16 protein-coding genes are annotated in these 17,818 nt (G+C 60.7%); 5 read left to right on the forward strand and 11 right to left on the reverse strand.

Annotation, left to right across the window (positions count from 1 at the left end; genetic code table 11):
- The 4 genes from FPT12_RS05730 to lpxC all read left to right on the forward strand — a co-directional run bounded on the left by FPT12_RS05730 (position 1) and on the right by lpxC (position 4,445).
- Positions 1 to 867, forward strand: coding sequence for a cell division protein FtsQ/DivIB (locus FPT12_RS05730; protein ID WP_054595718.1), 867 nt, complete (start codon positions 1 to 3; stop codon positions 865 to 867).
- A 14-nt stretch (positions 868 to 881) separates the two neighbouring features.
- On the forward strand, positions 882 to 2,144 hold the full coding sequence (gene ftsA / locus FPT12_RS05735; RefSeq protein WP_019693553.1) for a cell division protein FtsA: 1,263 nt from the start codon (positions 882 to 884) through the stop codon (positions 2,142 to 2,144).
- Between the two features lie 89 nt (positions 2,145 to 2,233).
- Positions 2,234 to 3,421, forward strand: a complete 1,188-nt coding sequence (ftsZ, locus tag FPT12_RS05740; RefSeq protein ID WP_019693552.1) for a cell division protein FtsZ — start codon at positions 2,234 to 2,236, stop codon at positions 3,419 to 3,421.
- Between the two features lie 112 nt (positions 3,422 to 3,533).
- Positions 3,534 to 4,445, forward strand: a complete 912-nt coding sequence (gene lpxC, locus FPT12_RS05745; protein ID WP_054595720.1) for a UDP-3-O-acyl-N-acetylglucosamine deacetylase — start codon at positions 3,534 to 3,536, stop codon at positions 4,443 to 4,445.
- Positions 4,446 to 4,492: 47 nt separating this feature from the next.
- Here the strand turns inward: lpxC and FPT12_RS05750 are convergent, their stop codons facing one another.
- The 7 genes from FPT12_RS05750 to FPT12_RS05775 form a co-directional block, all read right to left on the reverse strand.
- Complete coding sequence (locus FPT12_RS05750; RefSeq protein ID WP_145015033.1) at positions 4,493 to 6,001, reverse strand: sensor domain-containing diguanylate cyclase; 1,509 nt, start codon at positions 5,999 to 6,001, stop codon at positions 4,493 to 4,495.
- A gap of 149 nt (positions 6,002 to 6,150) precedes the next feature.
- Positions 6,151 to 6,312, reverse strand: coding sequence for a hypothetical protein (locus tag FPT12_RS27615; RefSeq protein ID WP_178098625.1), 162 nt, complete (start codon positions 6,310 to 6,312; stop codon positions 6,151 to 6,153).
- A gap of 194 nt (positions 6,313 to 6,506) precedes the next feature.
- Positions 6,507 to 6,731 carry a hypothetical protein gene (locus FPT12_RS05755; RefSeq protein ID WP_145015034.1) on the reverse strand — a complete coding sequence of 75 codons (225 nt, stop codon included), beginning with the start codon at positions 6,729 to 6,731 and terminating at the stop codon, positions 6,507 to 6,509.
- A gap of 267 nt (positions 6,732 to 6,998) precedes the next feature.
- Complete coding sequence (locus tag FPT12_RS05760) at positions 6,999 to 8,363, reverse strand: heavy metal sensor histidine kinase (protein WP_145015035.1); 1,365 nt, start codon at positions 8,361 to 8,363, stop codon at positions 6,999 to 7,001.
- Entirely contained in the window at positions 8,353 to 9,030 is a 678-nt protein-coding gene (locus FPT12_RS05765; RefSeq protein ID WP_145015036.1) for a heavy metal response regulator transcription factor, read from the reverse strand. The genes FPT12_RS05760 and FPT12_RS05765 overlap by 11 nt, the downstream gene beginning before the upstream one ends.
- Positions 9,031 to 9,038: 8 nt before the next feature.
- A complete protein-coding gene (locus tag FPT12_RS05770) occupies positions 9,039 to 12,134 on the reverse strand; it encodes a multidrug efflux RND transporter permease subunit (protein ID WP_145015037.1) in 3,096 nt (1,031 codons plus the stop codon).
- On the reverse strand, positions 12,131 to 13,300 hold the full coding sequence (locus tag FPT12_RS05775) for an efflux RND transporter periplasmic adaptor subunit (RefSeq protein ID WP_145015038.1): 1,170 nt from the start codon (positions 13,298 to 13,300) through the stop codon (positions 12,131 to 12,133). Before FPT12_RS05775 ends, FPT12_RS05770 begins: the two co-directional genes overlap by 4 nt.
- 210 nt (positions 13,301 to 13,510) lie before the next feature.
- On the opposite strand from FPT12_RS05775, the gene FPT12_RS05780 reads away from it, so the two are divergent.
- Positions 13,511 to 13,756, forward strand: a complete 246-nt coding sequence (locus FPT12_RS05780) for a hypothetical protein (RefSeq protein WP_103319149.1) — start codon at positions 13,511 to 13,513, stop codon at positions 13,754 to 13,756.
- Positions 13,757 to 13,779: 23 nt separating this feature from the next.
- Here the strand turns inward: FPT12_RS05780 and FPT12_RS05785 are convergent, their stop codons facing one another.
- From FPT12_RS05785 to norR, 4 genes are all read right to left on the reverse strand, one after another.
- Entirely contained in the window at positions 13,780 to 14,529 is a 750-nt protein-coding gene (locus FPT12_RS05785; protein ID WP_145015039.1) for a YkgJ family cysteine cluster protein, read from the reverse strand.
- Between the two features lie 104 nt (positions 14,530 to 14,633).
- Positions 14,634 to 15,116 carry an N-acetyltransferase gene (locus tag FPT12_RS05790; protein WP_178098627.1) on the reverse strand — a complete coding sequence of 161 codons (483 nt, stop codon included), beginning with the start codon at positions 15,114 to 15,116 and terminating at the stop codon, positions 14,634 to 14,636.
- A gap of 3 nt (positions 15,117 to 15,119) precedes the next feature.
- Positions 15,120 to 16,022: a chemotaxis protein CheV gene (locus tag FPT12_RS05795; protein WP_145015040.1), complete on the reverse strand. Its 903-nt coding sequence runs from the start codon at positions 16,020 to 16,022 to the stop codon at positions 15,120 to 15,122.
- A 229-nt stretch (positions 16,023 to 16,251) separates the two neighbouring features.
- Positions 16,252 to 17,808: a nitric oxide reductase transcriptional regulator NorR gene (gene norR, locus FPT12_RS05800; protein ID WP_145015041.1), complete on the reverse strand. Its 1,557-nt coding sequence runs from the start codon at positions 17,806 to 17,808 to the stop codon at positions 16,252 to 16,254.
- Positions 17,809 to 17,818 lie beyond the last annotated feature (10 nt).

Genomic DNA, 17,818 nt, shown 5'->3' on the forward strand with positions numbered 1-17,818 from the left:
ATGCAAGGCGCCCAGCTACGTCATCAGCCATCCGCACCCGGCCGCAAGCCGGTGCCGCGGGGTGCCAGCCGAATGGTGGCCAAAGAGCCGATGTCGGTGCGCCTGCCGAAAGCCAATTTTGGTTTTCTCAAAGCCTTGTTCTGGCCCGTGCTGTTGGTCGCGTTGGGGTTCGGTACTTACGAAGGTGCACAGCGCTTGCTGCCGTACGCCGACCGGCCGATCACCAAGATCAACGTGCAGGGCGATTTGAGTTACATCAGCCAGCAAGCGGTGCAGCAGCGGATCGCCCCGTACGTGGCGGCGAGCTTCTTCACCATTGACCTGGCGAGCATGCGTACCGAACTGGAACAGATGCCATGGATTGCGCACGCCGAAGTGCGTCGCGTCTGGCCTGACCAGGTGGTGATTCGCCTGGAAGAGCAACTGCCCGTGGCCCGCTGGGGCGACGAAGCGCTGCTGAACAACCAGGGGCAGGCGTTTACGCCGCGTGAATTGGCCAACTACGAACATTTGCCACAGCTGTTCGGCCCACAACGGGCCCAGCAGCAAGTGATGCAGCAGTATCAGGTGTTGAGCCAGATGTTACGGCCATTGGGCTTCTCGATTGCCCGGCTGGAATTGCGTGAACGCGGCAGCTGGTTTCTGACCACTGGCGCGGGTAGCGCGGGCCCTGGGATCGAGCTGTTGCTGGGACGCGATCACCTGGTGGAAAAGATGCGCCGCTTCATTGCCATCTACGACAAGACGCTTAAAGAACAGATTACGAACATTGCGCGCATCGACCTGCGTTATGCCAACGGCCTGGCCGTCGGCTGGCGGGAACCTGTAGCGCCCACGACAGCCCAACGCGCCGTCGCGAAGAATTGAGAAGAGGCAGGACCATGGCAAACGTGCAAAGCGGCAAAATGATCGTCGGTCTGGATATCGGTACCTCCAAGGTGGTGGCGCTGGTAGGCGAGGTCGCGGCCGATGGCCAACTGGAAATCGTCGGGATCGGTACTCATCCCTCCCGCGGCCTGAAGAAGGGCGTGGTGGTGAATATCGAATCCACCGTGCAGTCCATTCAGCGTGCGATCGAAGAAGCGCAACTGATGGCCGGTTGCCGGATTCACTCGGCGTTCGTTGGTGTGGCGGGCAATCACATTCGCAGCCTGAACTCCCACGGGATCGTGGCGATTCGTGATCGCGAAGTCAGTTCGGCCGACCTCGAGCGCGTGCTCGATGCCGCCCAGGCCGTGGCGATTCCGGCGGACCAGCGCGTTCTGCACACGCTGCCGCAGGATTACGTGATCGATAACCAGGAAGGCGTTCGCGAGCCTTTGGGCATGTCCGGAGTACGTCTGGAAGCCAAGGTCCACGTGGTCACCTGCGCGGTGAACGCCGCACAGAACATTGAAAAGTGCGTGCGTCGCTGCGGTCTGGAAATCGACGACATCATTCTCGAGCAGTTGGCTTCTGCGTACTCGGTGTTGACCGATGACGAGAAAGAGCTGGGTGTGTGCCTGGTGGACATCGGTGGCGGTACCACCGACATCGCGATCTTCACCGAAGGCGCGATCCGTCACACCGCGGTGATCCCGATTGCCGGTGATCAGGTGACCAACGACATCGCCATGGCGTTGCGCACTCCGACCCAGTACGCCGAAGAAATCAAGATCCGCTACGCCTGCGCCTTGGCCAAACTGGCCGGCGCCGGTGAAACCATCAAGGTCCCAAGCGTCGGTGATCGTCCGCCGCGCGAGCTGTCCCGTCAGGCCCTGGCCGAAGTGGTCGAGCCGCGTTACGACGAGCTGTTCACGCTGATCCAGGCCGAGCTGCGTCGCAGCGGCTACGAAGACCTGATCCCGGCCGGCATCGTGCTGACCGGTGGTACTTCGAAGATGGAAGGCGCGGTCGAGTTGGCCGAAGAGATTTTCCACATGCCGGTTCGCCTGGGCGTACCGCATGGCGTCAGAGGCCTGGACGACGTAGTGCGCAACCCGATTTATTCCACCGGTGTTGGTTTGCTGATGTATGGCCTGCAAAAGCAGTCCGATGGCATTTCCTTCTCCGGGATCAGCAGCAGTCGCGATAGCTACAACAACGACGAGGCCAAGAGCCCGTTGATCGATCGCATCAAAAGCTGGGTCCAGGGCAATTTCTGAAGATTTACCGCAACACCGTGACACCGCAGCACCGTTGTACGCAGTAGGCGCAGTAGGCGAAAAAACTAGAGAATGTAAGGAGAGGGAAAATGTTCGAACTCGTAGACAACATCCCCGCAAGCCCGGTTATTAAAGTTATCGGTGTTGGCGGTGGCGGCGGCAACGCTGTGAATCACATGGTCAAGAGCAACATTGAAGGCGTTGAGTTCATCTGCGCCAACACTGATGCCCAGGCGCTGAAAAACATCGGCGCGCGGACCATCCTGCAATTGGGCACCGGCGTGACCAAGGGGCTGGGTGCTGGCGCGAACCCTGAGGTCGGTCGTCAGGCCGCTCTGGAAGACCGCGAGCGCATCGCCGAAGTGCTGCAAGGCACGAACATGGTGTTCATCACCACCGGCATGGGCGGCGGTACCGGTACCGGTGCTGCGCCGATCATTGCTGAAGTGGCCAAGGAAATGGGGATCCTCACCGTTGCGGTGGTGACTCGTCCGTTTCCGTTCGAAGGCCGCAAGCGTATGCAGATCGCCGATGAAGGCATCCGCGCGCTGAGCGAAAGCGTCGACTCGTTGATCACCATCCCCAACGAGAAGCTGCTGACCATCCTGGGTAAAGACGCAAGCCTGCTGTCGGCTTTCGCCAAGGCTGACGATGTACTGGCCGGTGCCGTTCGCGGTATCTCCGACATCATCAAGCGTCCAGGCATGATCAACGTCGACTTCGCCGACGTCCGTACCGTCATGAGCGAAATGGGCATGGCGATGATGGGCACTGGCTGCGCCAGCGGTCCGAACCGTGCGCGTGAAGCGACTGAAGCGGCGATCCGTAACCCGCTGCTCGAAGACGTCAACCTGCAAGGTGCACGCGGCATCCTGGTGAACATCACCGCCGGCCCTGACCTGTCCCTGGGTGAGTACTCCGACGTGGGTAGCATCATCGAAGCCTTCGCTTCCGAGCACGCGATGGTCAAGGTCGGTACCGTTATCGATCCGGACATGCGCGACGAATTGCACGTGACTGTGGTTGCCACAGGTCTGGGCGCAAAAATCGAGAAACCTGTGAAGGTCATCGACAATACCGTTCAAACCTCCATGGCAGCTGCCGCACCTGCTGCCGCGCGTCAGGAAATGCCGTCGGTCAACTACCGCGACCTGGACCGTCCAACCGTGATGCGCAACCAGGCTCAGGCCGGCGCAGCGGCGGCGGCTAAGCTCAATCCGCAAGACGATTTGGACTACCTGGACATCCCGGCATTCCTGCGTCGTCAGGCCGATTGATGGAATGTATCAGGGCTATGAAGGTGATTGGTGTTCAGCAAAGGCCGGGTCTGCTATTATCGCCAGCCTTTGTTGATACCAGTTCGCAATTTGCGCTGAAGCGGCCCAAGCCATGATTAAACAACGCACCCTGAAAAATATTATCCGTGCCACAGGTGTAGGCCTGCACTCCGGGGAGAAGGTATACCTGACCCTCAAGCCAGCACCTGTAGACACCGGCATCGTGTTTTGTCGTGCCGACCTGGACCCTGTGGTGCAGATTCCTGCTCGCGCGGAAAACGTTGGTGAAACCACTATGTCGACGACACTGGTCAACGGTGACGTCAAAGTGGACACGGTGGAGCATTTGCTCTCGGCCATGGCTGGCCTAGGCATCGATAACGCCTACGTCGAGCTCTCCGCGTCCGAAGTCCCGATCATGGATGGTAGCGCTGGACCCTTCGTATTCCTGATTCAATCGGCTGGCCTGGAAGAACAGGACGCAGCCAAGAAGTTCATCCGGATCCTGCGTGAAGTGACAGTGGAAGACGGCGACAAGCGCGCCACTTTCGTCCCTTTCGAAGGCTTCAAAGTGAGCTTCGAGATCGATTTCGATCACCCGGTGTTTCGTGACCGCACTCAAAGTGCCAGCGTGGATTTTTCCAGCACTTCGTTCGTAAAAGAAGTCAGCCGCGCCCGGACCTTTGGTTTCATGAGTGATATCGAGTACCTGCGCAAGCACAACCTCGCACTCGGCGGTAGCGTCGAAAACGCCATCGTGGTCGACGCGGATGGTGTACTGAACGAAGATGGCCTTCGCTACGAAGACGAATTCGTGAAGCACAAAATCCTCGATGCAATTGGTGACCTCTACCTGCTGGGCAATAGCCTGATTGGTGAGTTCAAAGGCTTCAAATCGGGCCATGCACTGAACAACCAGCTTCTGCGCAAATTGATTGAGCAGAAAGATGCTTGGGAAGTCGTGACGTTTGAAGACGCCAGCACTGCACCGATCTCTTACATGCGTCCCGTTGCGGCCGTGTAAGCAAAAACCTCTCTAGTTTTTAAAGGCTGCCTTCGGGTGGCCTTTTTTTATCCCGGCGCGCTGACCACTCGGTTACGCCCTCGGTGCTTGGCCTGATACAGCGCCTTGTCGGCTGCATACATCAGGTTTTCCAGGCTCTCGCCCGGTTGCCCTGTCGAGGTGCTGAGACCGATGCTGACGGTGATGGGGGACTCGTCGCCTTCGAACGGTGGCAGTTGCTCGACTGCAGCGCGGATATTTTCGGCAATCCGCAGTGCACCGCTGCTGTCAGTCTCGGCCAGCACCACGGCAAACTCCTCACCGCCATAGCGCGCGGCGAGATCAGAGGGGCGACGGATGTTTTCGCTGATGACCCTGGCGAGCACGCGCAAGGCATCGTCGCCGCTCTGATGGCCGTGGCGGTCGTTGAACGACTTGAAGTGATCGGCGTCGATCATCAACACCGACAACGGTTTGCCCGAGCGCTGGGCGCGGGACCATTCATGGTTCAGGGCCTGGTCGAGGGTGCGCCGGTTAGCCACTCCGGTGAGGGCATCGATGGCGGCCTGTTGCGCCAGTTCCTGCTCGGCGTGATGGCGCAGGCGTAATTCGCGGCATAGCAGCAAGGTCAGCCACATCAAGCCGATACACAACACACCGGTTGCGCCACTGATCACGTACGCGGTGCGTCTCCAGCTGGCGAAGATTTCGTCCATGGAGAGCGCGACGCTGACCGTCAACGGCAGGTTGCCGACGCGCGAGAAGGTGTACAGGCGTTCCTGGTGGTCCATGCTCGACAGGCTGCTGAAGCTGCCACTGCCTTCACGCATGATGCGTATGACGTTGGGTCGATTGCCGAAACTCTTGCCGATGCTGGCATCGGTCAGCATGGGCTTTTGCGCCAGCAGTATGCCGTCCTTGTCGAGCACGTTGAGGGTACTGTTAGAGCCGATGTCCAGGCTGCTGAACAGCTCGTCAAAGTACTCCAGTTGCATGGACGCGACGGCAACGCCAAGAAACTCCCCGGTGGGCGAAGAGATGCGCCGGCTGAAGCTGATGCGCCACTGATCGTTCTCGGGGCAGTCGCAACGGGGTTTGAACGGGCGACTGATAAACATCCCGCTGTCGCTGTTGCTGACGTGGGCCTGGAAGTAGTCACGGTCAGCAAAATTGCCCTGTTTGGGCTGAATCGACGACGAGTTGGCGATCACATCGCCGTGCTTGTCGAGCAGCAGCACATCACCCTTGTAACGTGCGGTACTTGCGCGGTCGAACAGCACCAGATGGCGGATCTGCGCCGAAACCTTCTGCAGGTCGTCACGTTGGGCGGCAGCGATCAAGCCTTGCAGTGACAGGTCATAGAGTTCGACATTGCGCAGCACATCGGCGTCGATCAGTTGCACGATGTTGGTCGCACCCCGCGTGGCCGCCTGCATGGCATTGGCGTGTTCGCGGATCAGCAGGAAGGTGACGATGGCGATGATCGCGACGACGGTCAGCGAGCTGCCGAGAACCAGCAGCAATTCCGGTCGGCGGGCAGCGCCCGTTATGGCGTGGTGTGTGCGGTTTGCACTCATGGTTCTGATTTCTGCGCAGGGACATCATCAGCGTAGTTCCCGGACACACCGGGCAGCATTGCAGATATCAGTTCGTTTATCTCAGTGCATGTATAGATCCCGGATACAAAAAAGGCCAGCGTCGGTGCTGGCCTTTTTGTGAATTTCTCTCAGAAAACGTTCAATGGGTAGTCGGCGATTACCCGATATTCATCGGCATTGAGTTTAAGGCTGGAACCTTTAACGAAACCTTCATGGCTGGAATCGTCGGCAGCCTGGACATGTGCGGCCACTGCAATGAATAGCGGACTGAGTTTGAGGGTGATGCTCACGCGGGAGACAGATCCTTGGGTCCATAACAAGCGTTGTTATAGTTAATAATCCGGGTGGTTCTTATTGGGTAATAACGAAGGAGTGCCTGACAAATACACAACGAAAAAAAGCCGCTGATAGCCGCGGCTTGAAGACAACTTCTCAAGGGAAAGAGCCCTGAGAAGTGTCGAGGGAAACTGAGTGGTGTTGCCGATCAGCTGTCTTTTTCAACCTGTGGTTGAGCCTGGCTGGCCGATGTTTGCCGGGTTTGCTCAGACGTCTGTGCTTTTGCGGTCAGTTCAGCCTGGGCCTTGTCGAAGGCTTCGGCACGCGCAGCATTATGCGCGACAAATGCCGGCGATTCTTCAGCCATGGCAAATGGCGACAACAACAAGGACGACAAAACGAAAGCGCTGGCAATACCCATACTGTTGGACATCTTGAAAACCTTCTTACTTGGCAAGTGCTGTTTGGTGTGGCCAAGGTAAAGGTCTTGGGGGGGTGGGAAAAAGCGCGGATTGCATAAAGGACTGTTGCATCAAGAGCAACAGTAACACCGGCTTGTACTTCTCGTTCCCACGCTCCGCGTGGGAATGCCGCCAGGGACGCTCCGCGTTCCGCTTCACGAGCTGACGCAGAGCGTCAGAGGATGCATTCCCACGCAGAGCGTGGGAACGATCAATAGGGATCGTGTAACGGCGTGCAGTCAAATCGGCAAATAGATCCCGAACGTATTCACGCCGTTATCACTGCGCACAAACACATTGCCGCCGTGCATCAGCGCGATCGCCTTGACGATGGCCAGCCCCAGGCCATGGTTGGCACCGCTGTTGCTGCGCGAGGCGTCGACCCGGTAGAAACGCTCGAACAAGCGCGACAGATGTTCGCTGGCGATGGGCTCGCCAGGGTTGGCGACGCCGATACTGACCTGATGCTCCTGAACATCAATCTGCACCCGAATGAGCTGGCCGGGAGCCGTGTGCTGCACGGCGTTGTTCAACAGGTTGATCAGCGCCCGGCGCAGGTGGGCGATTTCGATCTGCACCTGGGCATCGCCGCTGACCTGAACCTTGACCTGCGCGTCCTCGAGGATGAAATCCAGGTAGTCCAGGGTGGTGGCGACTTCGTCCGCAAGCGACGTGGTGGTCAGTTTGGTGGCCTTGCTGCCCTGGTCGGCACTGGCCAGAAACAGCATGTCGTTGATGATCGAGCGCAGTCGTTCGAGTTCTTCGAGGTTCGATTGCAGCACTTCGAAGTAGTGTTCCGCCGAGCGTCCACGGGTCAGGGCAACCTGGGTTTGACCGATCAGGTTGGTCAGCGGCGAGCGCAGTTCGTGGGCGACATCGGCGTTGAACGATTCAAGTCGCGTATAGGCTTGCTCGACCCGCTCCAGCGTCGAGTTGAACGAGCTGACGAACTGATTGAGTTCCGGCGGCAGCGGCGACAGTTGCAGTCGCGAGGACAGCAATGGCGGTGCCAGTCGTTGAGCTTCCTGAGACAACTTGATCAACGGTTTGAGGCCGATTCGCGCCACCCAGTAACCCAGCGCCGAGGCCAGCAGCACACCGATGATTGCCAGGCTGATCAAGGCGATCAGTAAGTGATGCTGGGTCTCATAGAAGGTTTGTGTGTCGATGCCGATCATGAAGCGCAACGGTGGGCGCTGGTCCTTGGCCGGAAACTGGCTGACCAGCACTTTTATCGGATAGGGCTGCTCCGGCAGCTGTACATCGCGCTTGCCGGTTGGCCCTTGCGCCAAGGCCCGGATCTGCGGGGTGATGTTGCCGTATTCGTAGTGGGCATCGCCGCTGATGATCCAGAAACTGATGCGCTTGTCCTCTTCGCCCAGCAGGTTGAGTTTGTTGTTGATCTTCACCCAGTGCTCTGGCGTACCGAAGCGCCCGACCGTGGATTCAAGCACGCTGTAGCGCGCATCCAGTTCGGCTGCCGGCAACAGCGCCAGACCTTTTTCGACCTGTTGATACAGCGCCCAGCCGATCAACAGAAACACCAGCGCCGCCACCAGCGTGAACATGCCGCTCAGGCGCAACGCTATCGAGTTACGAGGCACTGCGGCTCTCCAGCACATAGCCCATGCCGCGAATGGTGTGCAGCAGTTTCTCTTCGAACGGTCCGTCGATCTTGGCGCGCAGACGCTTGATCGCGACTTCGACGACATTGGCGTCGCTGTCGAAGTTGATGTCCCAGACCATCTCGGCAATCGCGGTTTTCGAGAGGATTTCACCCTGACGCCGGGCCAGCACGCTGAGCAGCGAGAACTCCTTGGCGGTCAGGTCCAGTCGCGTGCCGGCACGGGTGGCCTTGCGGCTGATCAAATCAATCCACAGGTCGGCGATGGTCACTTGCACCGGCTCATGGCCGCCACTGCGGCGGGTCAGCGCTTGCAGGCGGGCGACCAGTTCGAGGAACGAGAAGGGTTTGCCCAGATAATCGTCGGCGCCATCGCGCAAGCCTTTGATCCGGTCTTCGACGCGCTCGCGGGCGGTCAGCATGATCACCGGGGTCTGTTTGCGGGCACGCAGGGCGCGCAGCACGCCGTAGCCGTCGAGACCCGGCAGCATCACGTCGAGGATGATCACCGCGTAATCGTTTTCGAGCGCCAGGTGCAAACCTTCAACGCCGTCCGGGGCGCGGTCCACGGTGTAGCCCTGTTCGGTCAGACCGCGGTACAGATAATCCGCGGTTTTCTCTTCGTCTTCGATAATCAGAACGCGCATGACCCGCCTCAGTGTGTGGTCGCCAGCGCAGGCGCTGGTGTGGAGCGATGGAACACCCGCTCAAGCCATAAGTATATGACTGGCGTGGTAAACAGCGTCAGCGCCTGGCTGACCAGCAAACCACCGACCACTGCGATCCCCAGCGGTTGGCGCAGTTCGGCGCCGGTGCCGTAACCGAGCATCAGCGGCAGGGCGCCGAGCAGGGCGGCGAGGGTGGTCATCATGATCGGCCGGAACCGCGTGAGGCATGCCTCGAAAATTGCTTCTTGCGGGGACAGCCCACGATTGCGCTGGGCGTCGAGGGCGAAGTCGATCATCAGGATGCCGTTCTTCTTGACGATCCCGATCAGCAGCACCAGGCCGATCAAGGCCATGATCGAGAAGTCCTGGCCGAGGATCCACAGCAATATCAAGGCGCCGAGGCCGGCCGAAGGCAAGGTCGAGATGATCGTCAGCGGGTGTACGAAACTTTCATAGAGCACGCCAAGAATGATGTACACCGCCACCAGCGCCGCCAGAATCAGCCACGGCTGGCTGGCCAGCGAACTCTGGAATGCCTGGGCCGCGCCCTGGAAGTTGCCGTTGACCGAGGCCGGCATGCCGATGTCGTTCTTCGCCTGATTGAGCAAAATCACCGCATCGCCCAAGGCCACGCCGGGCGCCAGGTTGAACGACAGATTGGCGGCCGGGAACATGCCGTCGTGGGCGATGGACAATGGGCCGATGGTCGGCGCATCGAAACGGGCCAGCGCCGACAACGGCACCATCTCACCACTCAGCGGCGAGCGCAGGTAGAAATAAGCGAGGCTTTCGGCCTTGCCGCGCTGGCGGGTGTCGAGTTCGAGAATGACGTTGTACTGATTTATTTCGGTCTGGAACTCGTTGACCTGCCGTTGGCCGAAGGCGTCATAAAGCGCTTCGTCGACATCGCTGGCGGTCAGCCCGAAGCGCGCCGCTGCGGCACGGTCGATGTGGATGTGGGTGATGCTGCCGCCCAGTTGCAGGTCATTGGAAATGTCGCGGAATGCCGGGATGCTGCGCAGTTTCTCGGTCAGGCGCTGGGTCCAGAGGTTCAGCGTCGGGCCGTCGTTGCTCTTGAGCACGTATTGATATTGGGCACGGCTGGGGCCGGAGCTGAGGTTGATGTCTTGCCCGGCACGCAGGTACAGCACAATGCCCGGGACCTTCAGCAGTTGCGGACGAATCCGGTCGATGAAGGCGCTGGCGGACACATCGCGATCGCCGCGTTTTTTCAAGGAGATCCAGAAGCGCCCGTTGGCGATGGTCTGGTTGCTGCCGGAAACCCCCACCGAATGGGAGAAGGTCTGCACCGCCGGGTCGGCGGCGACGATGTCAGCCAGGGCCTGGTGCTTTTTCACCATCTCCGGAAACGACACGTCGGCGGCGGCTTCGGTGGTGCCGAGGATGAAACCGGTGTCCTGTATCGGGAAGAAACCTTTGGGGATAAACACGTAGCCGGCAACCGCCATGCACAGCGTCAGACTGAAGAGCCCCAGCATCAGTTTCTGATGCGCCAGGGCCCGGCGCAGTGCCCGTTCATACAGCGCCAGCAGGCGCTCCCCGAAACCGGGTTTGGCGTGGGCGTCGTGTACCGGCGCGCGCATGAACAGGGCGGCCATGGTCGGTGCCAGGGTCAGCGACACCACCACTGAAATCATGATGGTCGAGGTGGCGGTCAGGGCAAACTCCTTGAACAACCGACCGACCACGCCGCCCATGAACAGCAGCGGAATGAACGCCGCCACCAGCGAGAAACTGATCGAGACCACGGTAAAGCCGATTTCGCCAGCGCCCTTGATCGCCGCCTCACGCATACCGTCACCGGCCTCCAGATGGCGGTGGATGTTCTCCACCACCACAATCGCATCGTCGACCACAAACCCTACGGAAATGACGATCGCCACCAGCGTCAGGTTGTTCAGGCTGAAGCCCATGATGTACATCAACGCGATACTGGCGATCAGCGAGACCCCGAGTACGCTGGAAACGATCAGCGTCGCCGACCACTGGCGCAGGAACAGCGCCATCACCGCGACCACCAGCAAGACCGCGATCAGCAGGGTGACTTCCACTTCATGCAGCGAAGCGCGGATGGTCTGGGTCCGGTCGATCAGCACGTTGACCTGTATCGACGCCGGGAGCATGGCTTGAAGGCCCGGCAACGCGGCTTGAATCCGGTCCACGGTGTCGACGATGTTTGCACCCGGTTGCCGCAGGATCACCAGGTTGACCCCCGGCCGATCGCCGGACCAGGCCTGGACGTAGGCGTCTTCCGAGCCACTGACCACGGTGGCGATATCCCGGAGCTGGACCGGTGCGCCATTCTTGTAGGAGACGATGAGCTGACCGTACTCATCGGGATGAAACAGCTGATCGTTGGTCGATAGCGTGGAAATGCTCGACTCGCCGTACAGCGCACCCTTGGCCAGGTTGAGGCTGGTTTTCTGAATGGCCAGGCGCACATCGGCCAGGGTCAGGCCGATGGCGGCGAGTTTGTCGGCCGAGGCCTGGACCCGAATCGCCGGGCGTTGCTGGCCGGTGATGTAGATCTGGCCGACGCCGTCGATCTGGCTCAATTGGCGCGCCAGCAGGGTTTCGGCGTAGTCGCTGAGTTCGGTGCCGGGCATTTGCGTCGAGCTGACGCTGAGGATCAGTACCGGGCTGTCGGACGGATTGACCTTGCGCCAGGTCGGCAGCGTCGGCATGTCCTTGGGCAGTTTGCCGGCGGCGGTGTTGATCGCGGCCTGAACTTCTTGCGCGGCGGTGTCGATGCTTTTGTTGAGGGTGAATTGCAGGGTCAGGTTGGTCGAACCCAAGGCACTGCTGGAGGTCATTTGGGTCATGCCGGGAATGGCACTGAATTGCACCTCCAACGGCGTCGCCACTGACGAAGCCATGGTGTCGGGGCTGGCGCCGGGCAACTGCGCGGCGACTTGAATGGTCGGGAACTCGGCTTCCGGCAACGGGGCGATCGGCAGGCGCGGGAAGGCGATCAGCCCGAGCAGCACCAGGGCGAAGGTCAGCAGTGCCGTGGCGACCGGATGGTCGATGCACCAGGCCGAAATGCCGCCATGGACTTTCATGGCTGTTGCTCCACCGCAGTGCTTTGCGTGAGCGCTGGCGGCTCGCCGAGAATCTGCACGCTGGCCCCTGGCTTGAGCCGCGACTGACCATCGCTGACCAGCACATCACCGGCCTTTACCCCCGTAATGATGTTCAGCCCGCTGTCCTGATAGACCATTTGCACCGGAACCGATTCGACCTTGTCGCCGTTGACCCGGTAAACGAAATGCTGATCGAGCCCGCGCTGGACCACGGACGGCGGCACCACCAGCGCATGCTGGTCGACGGCGGTCTGGATCTTGAGCGTCACCAGTTGCCCCGGCCAGAGTTTTTGCCCGGCGTTGCTGAATTCGGCCTTGGCGCGAATGGTCCCGGTGTTGGCATTGATCTGGTTGTCGATGAGCGTCAGGTGGCCTTCGCCGAGCAAGTCACCGGTCTGGCCATTGGTGTCGGCGCCGAGGTAGGCATTCACGTCCGCCGGCGGGGTTGCGCTGATCAGCCGTTGCAGGGTCGGCAGCATTTGCTGTGGCAGAGAGAACTCGACGGCAATCGGGTCGATCTGGGTGACGGAAAACAACCCCTGGGTATCGCTCATGCGCAGGAAGTTGCCTTCATCCACAGTGCGAATACCGACGCGGCCCGTCACCGGCGAGCGAATCTGTGTGTAGGAGAGCTGCACCTGCGCCGCATCGATGGCCGCCTGATTGCCCTGTGCGGTGGCTTTCAACTGATTGACCAGGGCTTGTTGCTGGTCATAGGTCTGCTTGGAGACGCCGTCATCGACACTCAGTAATTTGTAGCGTTTGAGGTTGACCTCGGCGACCTGCAACTGCGCCTGGTTTTCAGCCAATTGCGCACGGGCCTGATCGAGGCTGGCGCGGATTGAGCGATCGTCGATGGTCGCCAGCAGGTCACCGGCCTTCACCAGCTGACCCTCCTTGACCTGCAGCCGGGTGAGGATGCCGTCGATCTGCGGACGAATAACCACGCTGTGCAATGACAGCACCGAGCCAATCCCGCTGACATAGCGCGGCACGTCGCGTTCGACGACGCGGACCACCCGCACCGGAATCGCGGTGGGGGCCGCGAGTTTGCTCGTCGCCGGTTTGAGCGCAACGCCAATGGCCACGGCAGTGACCGTCACCAGCAGCGCGGCGATCAGCAGTTTTTTTCCTGGAATGGGCATGAGCATCGAACGCCGGGGCTAAAGACGGGAAATAATGGCCTAGTTATAGTCCTTCGTTGCGGTCAGCAGGGTGACGGCTAACTGACAGGGCTGTCAGCAACGGTGACCATTCATGCGCCGGGAGGTTAAAGATCACGGGCGCGCAGGTATACTGCCGGCCTTTCGCGGCCCACCCATCGGGCCCGACTCACTGTAACACCCGGAGCATTCATGACTTCCCCGATACAAGCGCCTGCTGCTGACGAACAGGCTGACCTGCCAGACAGCGTCGACTCCAGCGCCGACAGCGAAACCAAAGCGGCGATTCCGGCCTTCAAGTTCCCGTTCAAACCGGGCGAGTTGGCCTCCGCAAAAAACGCTAGCCAGCCGTGGTACAAGAACGGCGCCAAGAATGGCCACACCAAGGTCCCGGGCGCAGCGCCTCCTGGCACCCGTCGCTCGATGGGCAAGCGCTGAGTTGTCCCTCTGAGTTATAAATCTCAGGCCGCGCGCAACGAGATAAACGTGTAGTTCAGCGGTTCTGCCGTGACCACGTGCGCCCCGGCGGCCTGTACTTGTTCGGCGATATCGTTGCCCGACACATGGAACTGCCATTCACCGGCCGAACCTGGCAACGGCGTTGCCTGAACCTGATCAATCGCCTGGGCAAACGTTGTCATGTCCGGCAGGTACGCGGTAAACCCGTCACCCTTGAGGGCCGCGGTGCGAATCCCCAGCCGTTGGCAAATCGCTTCCTTGGCCTGAACATCGTCGCGGTCTGCCTGACGCGAGCGCTGGATCAGCTCGGCCAACGCCTGATCAACCAACTGACCGCCGACGATCAACTCGGGGCCTTGTTCCCACGATTCGGGCGGGCAGTCCTTGGCCGCTGGCGTCAGGGGAATGTGTGGATTGATTTCCATCGGGTAGATGCGGCACACCAATGGCCGGCGCTCGTAGATGCGGCAGAGGTTGTCTTCGTCAAGATTCCGGCAGCGACCGGCGTTGTACGCAGCGAAGGTAATCGCTACATGGGCCTGGGTCGCGCCGCTGGGCACCACCACGGAACGGCGTTCGGCGTGCTCGCGTTGCAAGGCCGGAAGGCCCAGGCCATTGCCGAGGAAACCTTCCACCAGCACGATCACGGTTCCGCCGTCAGCCGCCCACATCCGGGCCTCGGCGAGGGTCAGGGGCACATGGTGGTCGGTGCAGCACTTGCCGCACCCTACGCAGGAAAACGTCGTATTCATTAGGCGACCGGTCACATTCCAGAGGCGTCAGCGATGACGGAAAACCACCGCGAGGGAGGGTGCCAAAGCAAGTTGTGCGCCAGTCATTGCCTGCGATAGCGGTATCAGTCTGGAACCAGCTCGCGGCGAACCACGCGCATTCCAGCGCTTTCATACAGGCACCGAGCGCGCTGGTTGTCTTCCAGGACCTTGAGGTCGACAAAGCCTTCGCGGCGCTGTTGAAACACATTGAAGGCATGCAACAGCAATGCCCGTCCCAAACCTTGGCCCTGAGCCCGTGGATGCACCACCAGGTCCTTGATATAGGCGCTGGTCCAGCACTGGGCCACGCCGACAATGCCTTCAGCATCCGAGGCGATGAAACACAGCGCCGGGTCATATTCGGCATCGCTTTCAAAGCGCTCGCGCCACACCTCTAGCGCCGGTACTCGACCACCGCCGTGCTGATAACCCTGCTCCATCAGTTGATGAACCGCTTCGGCCAGCTCGGGGCGGTATTCGCTCAGCGCAATGCCTGGAAGCCAGGCTATGGCAGGTAACACCCCGGCGAGGTCGCGCCGCAGCAGCAGGCAATACGCTTCAGACAAGGCTCAATGACCTTGCTGCGCGACGGCTTTGGCGGCCGTGATCAGGCATTTTGTCAGCTCTGGCGAGGAAAATTTTGTCAGTACCCCGTTCGCTCCGGCCAGACGGGCCTTTTCGCTGTTCATCGCACTGTCCAGCGAGGTGTGCAGCAGGATGTAGAGGTGGGAAAAGTCCGGGGTTTCACGCAGGGTTCGGGTGAGGGCATAGCCGTCCATCTCCGACATCTCGATGTCCGAGACAATCAGGTTGATCTGCTGCGCGGTGCCTTGCAGGTCCAGCAGGCAGTCGATGGCTTCCCTGGCGCTGCGTGCGGTGTGGCATTGCAGGCCGAGGTTGCGCAGGGTGTGTACCGACTGTTGCAGCGCCACCTGGCTGTCATCGACCACCAGAATGCGTGCATTACCCAGCACTTCGGCGTCCTCCATGCTCAGCTCGGTCGGGGCCGTTTCGATCTGTGCCGGGGCGATGCCGTGGATGACTTTCTCGATGTCGAGCACCTGCACCAGCGTGCCGTCGACCGAGGTCACGCCGGTGATGTACGCGCGTACGCCGCCAGATCCGTAAGGTGGTGGGCGGATGTCGGTGGTCAGGCAATGGACGATCTTGCTCACCGCCTGAACGTGCAGGCCCTGTTTGGAACGGCTGACGTCGGTAACGATCAGGCAGCCACCGTCCGGGTCTTCCAACGGCCGCTCACCGATCGCCCGGCTCAGGTCGATGACCGACAGCGAGGTGCCCCGCAGGGTGGCGATGCCTTTGACGTGCGGGTGCGACTCCGGCAGCCTGGTCAGCGGCGGGCAAGGGATGATTTCACTGACTTTCAGCAGGTTGATCGCCATCAGCTTGCCGCTGCGCAAAGTAAAGAGCAGAAGCGAAAGTGAATCTGCGCGGGCTTTGTTGGAGGACATAAAAACCTTCTGAGGAAAAGGTGATGGGCGATTGTAGGACCGCCAGCAACTATTGATATCGGGTTATCGACGTAAGCGGGGCAGGCTTTAGCGGCATTCCTTTGCGAAGATCGTTCCCACGCTCCCGCGTGGGAATGCAGCCCGTGACGCTCTGCGTCACAAAGCGGACGCAGAGCGTGCATTGAGGCATTCCCACGCAGAGCGTGGGAACGATCATACAGGGGGGGCGTTATTTCATTCCCAACCGCTTGGCCATCCGCCCAAGGTTCGCCCGGTCCAAGCCTAGCTCACGGGCGGCGCTGGCCCAGTTGTTTTGATGGCGCTCAAGACACGCGGTGATCAACTGGCGTTGATAGTTCTCGGTGGCCTGGCGCAGGTCGCCGAATACTTCAACGGCAGGCGTCGGGTCATTGCTCACTGGCGCCGGGGGGGGCTCGAGGGGCGTGTGGGGCAAGTCCAGATCCGCCGCGCTCAAGCTGAGAATCTTCGGCCGTTCCCGTGAGTTGCCCAGCGCTTTCAAGGCACTGCGACCAATCAAGTGTTCCAGCTCACGGACGTTGCCCGGCCAGTTGTAGGCCAGCAATGCCGCTTGCGCGTCGCTGCTCAGGCGCAGGCTGTTGAGGCCCATCCGCGAGCGGTTCTGTTCAAGAAAGTAACCGCTGAGCAACAACACATCCCGACCGCGATCACGCAGTGCCGGCACCAGCAGCGGATAGACGCTCAGGCGATGGTAGAAGTCGGCGCGATAGCGGCCGCTGCGCACCTCTTCGGCCAGGTCACGGTTGGTCGCGGCGATCAGGCGCACGTCGACCTGATGCTCCTTGTCCGAACCCAGGCGCTGCAACTGGCCGCTTTGCAGCACGCGAAGCAATTTGGCCTGCACCACCAACGACAACTCGCCCACTTCATCGAGAAACAGCGTGCCGCCATTGGCCAGTTCGAATTTGCCACGACGGTCGTTCAGCGCCCCGGTGAAGGCGCCGCGCACATGGCCGAACAGCTCGCTTTCTACCAACGTGTCGGGCAGCGCGGCGCAGTTGAGGCTGATGATCGGTTTGTCGGCACGCGGTGAAGCGGCGTGGATCGCCTGGGCTACCAGCTCTTTACCGACCCCGGTTTCACCGGTGATCAGCACCGTCAGGTCGCTGCCACCGACCAGGTTGATCTCTTCCACCAAGCGCTTGTGTGCCTTGCTCTGGCCGATCATTTCGCGGCTCTGCTGACCGCTGGCCTGACGATAGACCTCGGCGCGCTGGTGCTCGTCCTCTGCGCGATTGGCCAGTCGCTCGATGCGTTCGGCAGCGTTGACCGTGGCGGCAGCGAGGCTGGCAAAGGCTTGCAAGGCGTCCAGTTCGATCGGCTCGAAGCGCTCCGGGTCGAGCGCGTCGAGGGTCAGCAAGCCCCACGGACGCTCGTCGATAAACAGCGGGCAGCCCATGCAGTCATGCACTTCCAGGTGATCGCCGTGGCCGTCGACCAACCCGTCATAAGGGTCGGGCAAGGTGCTGTCGCTGGGGAACCGCGTCGGCTCCGGGCGGCTGAGCAACGCTTCAAAGCGCGGGTGTTCGCTGACCTTGAAGCGCCGGCCCAGGGTGTCAGTGCTCAGGCCATCCACCGCCAATGGCACCAGCCATTCACCGTCGAGCCGCAGCAAGGCGGCGGCATCGCAGGGCAGCAGGGCGCGCATCGCTTCGAGCAGGCGGCGGTAGCGCTCGCCTTCGGGCAGTTCGCGGGAAAGGTCGGAGACCAGTGGCAGCAATGCGGTAAGCAGTGGCTTTGCAGTCATATTGACTCCA

It is taken from the genome of Pseudomonas sp. H3(2019), assembly GCF_007713465.1.
Lineage (GTDB): Bacteria > Pseudomonadota > Gammaproteobacteria > Pseudomonadales > Pseudomonadaceae > Aquipseudomonas.